Source organism: Falsiroseomonas algicola (genome assembly GCF_011040385.1).
Taxonomy (GTDB): domain Bacteria; phylum Pseudomonadota; class Alphaproteobacteria; order Acetobacterales; family Acetobacteraceae; genus Falsiroseomonas; species Falsiroseomonas algicola.
Genome location: NZ_JAAIKB010000039.1, coordinates 1 through 4854, shown reverse-complemented (window position 1 = coordinate 4854; position 4854 = coordinate 1). Strand labels below are relative to the sequence as shown.

Genomic DNA, 4854 nt, shown 5'->3' with positions numbered 1-4854 from the left:
TGTCCAGAGGTAACACCATTTTCCTTTTGGGGATGAGGATTCCGAAATATATCTCTCGTGACCGCCCTACCTGCTTGCGACTCACCGGGCGCGGCGAGGCGGCAGTGCCATCGTCCGCTTCGCGACATAGGTGGGATAGAAGGTGGGTCGGAGCCCGCTGGGGTCTTTCGCGGTCGCCGCAATGCGCATCGCGGCCTCGACAGCCTCTGTCGCCGCCCCGCACGCGAGCACTGCCGCGAGCACCTTCCGCTGCCCCGACCATCGCGGTCTACCCCACACGCGCTCGACCGTCATGTTCAACAGGCCGTCAACGTGATCGCTGATCTCGGCACCATGCGCCAGATTAGCCGCCACCCGCAGGTTCTCGACCGCGCTTCGCTGCTCACCATCGGCGACCTGCGCGGCGACCACCAGCGAGTAGAGATCACCTGCCGGGAGACGAAGCGCGGCGTAGACCTTTCGACGCTTCTGGCCGACCACCGAGCAATCAGATTTCATCGCAGCCGCGAGTTCGACACGCAATTTGACCCGTGCCAGCGCATCTTCGAGCGTGGCGGGAGCCGGGGGCATTCGGAGCCGCCACTGCTCTCGGCCAATGATGGGCCGCCGCCGCGTGTTGCTCGCGTTCACGTTCAAAGAACCGCCGCACTCGCGCGAGGTGCGGTCCGCATCATTCATCATGAATAGAAAACTCCTCCGACTTCACCGGCTACAACACTGCACCGGCGCGCTCCCACGCCTCGTCGACCACCGAGCGTTCGACTATCGAGAGTCCCACGCAGGCCGCCATAAGCGCGCGCTGATCAACGAGCACCGAGTCGTCCGCCGTCACCAGACGCTCGCTTCGTATCACCAGCGCCCGCTCGGCATCGTAGGCAAGAACCGTCACGTCCTCGCTCGACATGGGTTCGTCGCAACCGGCCTTGCCCACGGCTGCCGGACACAGTGGATCATACCCAGCGTCGCGGAGCGCGTTCGCCAGTCGCTTGCCCCCATCCCAGCCATGTCGGTCTTGGACGAAGACCTCCGTCATGATGCGCAGGACGTCATCAAGCGCGTCTTCCAGCGTGTAGTCGGTTGCAACGAGGACCCGCTCTGCCGCTGCTTGCACTTCGGGGTAGTCACGCGTGGCATCGACCAGTTCCCACGCGGCCTCGCGCCGGTCGGGGAGGCCAGTCGGTCGAGTGATCCGCGCCGCCGTTTCGCCGTCATACAGGGAGAGCAGCACGAGATCGCGCTCGTGCTGCGCGCTATCCGGGTCCACCTTTCGCCCCTGCTCAGTCGCGCGCCGCCCGCACGCGCTCAATCTCCCGTTTGGGCACCAGCAGCACCACCCGGACCATGTCCCGGCTCTCGCGAACAGAATCCACGACGATGCCTCGCGCCCTCGCCACCGCGACGACCGCGTCCTGCGCACGCATCGCCACGGTCGGACGCCAGCCCAGATCGCTCACCGAGCATTCAAGCGCGGCGGCGAGCCGTTCAGCAATCTTGATGGTCGGCGTCTCGCCGTAGGTCAGCCAACGCGAAATCGTCGACGTGCTGACATCTGCGAGGACACTAGCCTCCAACTGGGTGAGGTCGAGCGCGAGTAGACGTTGCGCCAGTCGTGCCTCGGGGCGGGACGACGCTGCGATCTGGGACAACAGCCTGTTCGCCCGGCAGCGCGGGCCACTCGAAGCTCCGGCCGTCATCGTCATTGCACGCCCCCCGTGTCGGAGAAGCGCAACGCGAAGAAGACGCGTTCCTTGTCGGTCCACTTACTCGGCGGCGGCAAGCCGTTCTCGTGAACCCACATCAAGACGTCGTCGGTGATGTCCACGCCGCGCACATACCAACGGCATTTTCCGTTGGCGTAGACGAGCGCGGGGCCGTCAAGCCGGTGCATCCGATAATCCTCGAACCAGAGCCGGTCGCCGCCCGACTTGACGACCTGCTTGCCGTCCGCCTTCTGCGAACGCAGCCAATAGGTCGCCTTCAGGATGATGTCCGCGCGAGGACTGCCCCACGTCATCAGTCGACCCTCTCGACGTCGAGGGCATCGGCTTCCTTCAGAGCGGACGTGACGATCTCACCCAGCCTTTCCCGGTCGAACCACTTCTCGCCGGAGAAAGACAGCGTCAACGCATCGAGCATGTCCTCCCGGATGGAAACGCCATCGTCTTCGACAAGCACGAGCGTCGCTCCGCGCTCATGCTGCCAGCGCGTGATGAACGTCATCCGCGCGATCAATCGGCCTCCTTTGGTTCGGTAGATGTCCACATCGAGCCGCCGGTGATCGCCGGTGACATCGCCTTCGTCGCCGCCGAGGTGGACCCCCTCGAACCGCACGCGCGGACCGTTGCTACGCGTCAACGTGAAAATCTTCATCTCGGACATGATGGTTACCTCACGGGTTTGTGATGAAGGCAGGATACCCATCTTCCCCAACGCGTCAACATGATTTTTCCGGACAAGATGGCGTCTGGCCGGAAGACGTCGCGTGGGATTTAAATTCCACACGAAAATCGCGCGCCGTATGCGGTTGTCGGCCCATGGAGCCGAGAGTGACGAACTGCGCACCGCGCGCGCACGCGCGCAGCCAAGACCGATGCGCGTCGGCGACGCGTCATCTGCGTCACAGCAGCGGCGCCGCTTCGCGGCATGTGCAAGAGACAGGAACTCGGGTGATGTGGCGACCAGAGTTCGTCCGGCCACCTCGACGAAGAGTTCGCGCTCCCGGCGAGTGGGTGGGTGCCCGCGACGCGCGGGCGCCGAAGGCGACCGGAACGCGGCGGGGGCAGAACCCCGAAGCCGTGGAGCGAGGGGGCGGCTCCGCCGCCCCCTTAAGCTTTCTTGTTGATGGGAATGGCAGCTATCGCTCGATGTCCGGGTTCGCGTTGCCGGGCGGCTTCGCTCGCCCGTCCCCGCTTCGCCCGTCCAGCCTCTGGCGGGGACCCCTCGCACCGGAGAACGGGCGTCGCCCTTCGGGCGCACGGCTTCGCCTCGCCCGTCCCCCGGACCCGTCCCCGCCGAGGCGGCAGTTCACTGAACTCGTGCCCGAGACGTATCCGAAGTCCCAACGAACTCCGTCATGGAAATCTATAAGATAGCCGCCGATGACGCACTCGATCCGCCTTTCGTTCCGGCCCTTGGCAAGGACGCGAATGACGTGCTGTAGGGTGAAAAAGTAAATCGACTTCCGCGCCAGCGTTCTGGTAGACGCCGGGTCATGCCAGCAGGAAGCCCGTCTCGGGTATCCAGATAAATACTGGCATGCCGACGTGTGGAAGCGTTTGGTCGAGTTTTATATCGAGTGCCGTGCGTGTCCGTGATAAATAGACCGGACTACTGACGAACCTCGCTTTGAAGCCCGCCGGGTGACTTCCACCGCCCGGCGGGTTTTTCATTCAAGCGAGGATTCATCAATGCGTATCATTACTGGTGCTCCCGGCACTCGAAAGACCACCATCGAACTCGAAAGGATGGTCCGCGAACCCGGCTGCTACCTGTTCGCCAATCCCACTGTCGACCTGATCACCGAGCGTGTTGCCGATCTCCAGCGCATGGCCGACGAGGCCGGGACGAAGCCGGTCATCATCGCAATCCATCGCAAGACGCGTGACACGGTCGTCCGGCAAGTCACCCGCACCATCGCGGACTTGCCCCGTGACATGGAAAACGTCTCGCATGTCATCGCGCTCGTCACGCACGAGGGCATCATCTCTGCCGATCTCAGCAGATTTTCGGGGTGGCATGTGATCGTCGACGAGGTGCCCGCGTCCATCGCGACGGGATCAATGCGCATCCCAGCTACCTCCGCATACATGCTTGCGGCGTATGACCTAGCCGATCAAGGAGATGGATGGGGCAAGGTTGTGGTTCACTCCGAGGCGCCCGGCTTCGCCAAGCTTCAGGCCGATGACTTCCTTGCGGTGCTCGCGACGTTTCACCGCAGGGCGCAGAGCAACGCTGGTGTTTACGTCAACCTGACCGACTGGCGAGACGCGCAGGTCACGGGTCGAGAGGTGAACTGGGTGTCAGTGTGGACGCTGCATGAACTGGAGCAGGCGCCGTTCGAGAGCGTGACGCTGATCGGCAGCGGCATCATGCACTCGCTGACCTACCTCGTCTCCAACGTCATCGCGCCGCTGAACATCACGCAGACGCAGATGTCGATGGTGCGGGCCGGATCGCCGCGCGTGGTGATCGAGTATTTCGCCCGCGCCCACCGTGGCTCGACGTTGTGGTGGTCGACTGATCTGGGTGAGCAGAACCTCGTCGCCATCCGCCGTTACCTCGAAACCCGGCAGGTCGGCTACTGGTCGGCGAACAACGATGTGGCTCCGTTCCTCTCCGGCCTCCCGAACCGGATGAAGCCGAAGATCGCGGGATCGAACCGACTGCTCGACCGCACGTCGTGCGCTATCATCTATAGCTCGAAGGCATTGCCGACCGACCGCCTGCTGACGGACGCATTTGGCATTACGCGCGACCAGATCGAACGGGCGCGCGAATGCGAGGACATCTGGCAGTTCATCTGGCGGGGCGCACTGCGCACGCCGGATTTCACTGGCGAGTATCGCATCTGGCTGCATGACCGCGCGCAGGCCGAGGCGCTCGCGGAGCAACTGCGGCAGAGCGGAATGACAACGGACATCGTCCTTCAACACGTGGCCCTGCCGGGCTTTCACGATGTGGTCCGGCAGGTGACGCCGGGCCGCCCTCCCATTTACGTCGGCACCGCCGCCGAGATCGACGCCGCGAAGAAACTCGCCAACGCCAAGGCCGCTCGCCAATACCGCGCTCGGGCAAGGGCGGCGAAGGCCGCCGCTACCAAGCAGGCCATCCTCAGCAACAGCCCGCGTCAGGAAG

At 64.1% G+C, this 4854-nt stretch carries 6 protein-coding genes; 1 reads left to right on the top strand and 5 read right to left on the bottom strand.

Translation table 11 applies throughout. The annotated features are described in order from the left end of the window. Window positions 1-81: 81 nt before the first annotated feature. The 5 genes from G3576_RS30785 to G3576_RS30765 are packed head-to-tail and all read right to left on the bottom strand — an operon-like array spanning window position 82 to window position 2379. A complete protein-coding gene (locus G3576_RS30785) occupies window positions 82-681 on the bottom strand; it encodes a hypothetical protein (RefSeq protein ID WP_164698304.1) in 600 nt (199 codons plus the stop codon). A gap of 28 nt (window positions 682-709) precedes the next feature. Continuing rightward, entirely contained in the window at window positions 710-1264 is a 555-nt protein-coding gene (locus tag G3576_RS30780; protein WP_164698303.1) for a hypothetical protein, read from the bottom strand. Between the two features lie 13 nt (window positions 1265-1277). Further along, window positions 1278-1646 carry a helix-turn-helix transcriptional regulator gene (locus G3576_RS30775; RefSeq protein WP_164698302.1) on the bottom strand — a complete coding sequence of 123 codons (369 nt, stop codon included), beginning with the start codon at window positions 1644-1646 and terminating at the stop codon, window positions 1278-1280. 50 nt (window positions 1647-1696) lie between these two features. Then, a complete protein-coding gene (locus G3576_RS30770; RefSeq protein WP_164698301.1) occupies window positions 1697-2014 on the bottom strand; it encodes a hypothetical protein in 318 nt (105 codons plus the stop codon). Further along, window positions 2014-2379 carry a hypothetical protein gene (locus G3576_RS30765; RefSeq protein WP_164698300.1) on the bottom strand — a complete coding sequence of 122 codons (366 nt, stop codon included), beginning with the start codon at window positions 2377-2379 and terminating at the stop codon, window positions 2014-2016. The genes G3576_RS30770 and G3576_RS30765 overlap by 1 nt, the downstream gene beginning before the upstream one ends. Before the next feature lie 1028 nt (window positions 2380-3407). Between G3576_RS30765 and G3576_RS30760 the strand changes: the two genes are divergently transcribed. Further along, the coding region (locus G3576_RS30760) for a hypothetical protein (RefSeq protein WP_164698299.1) at window positions 3408-4854 on the top strand (1447 nt) is incomplete at its 3' end.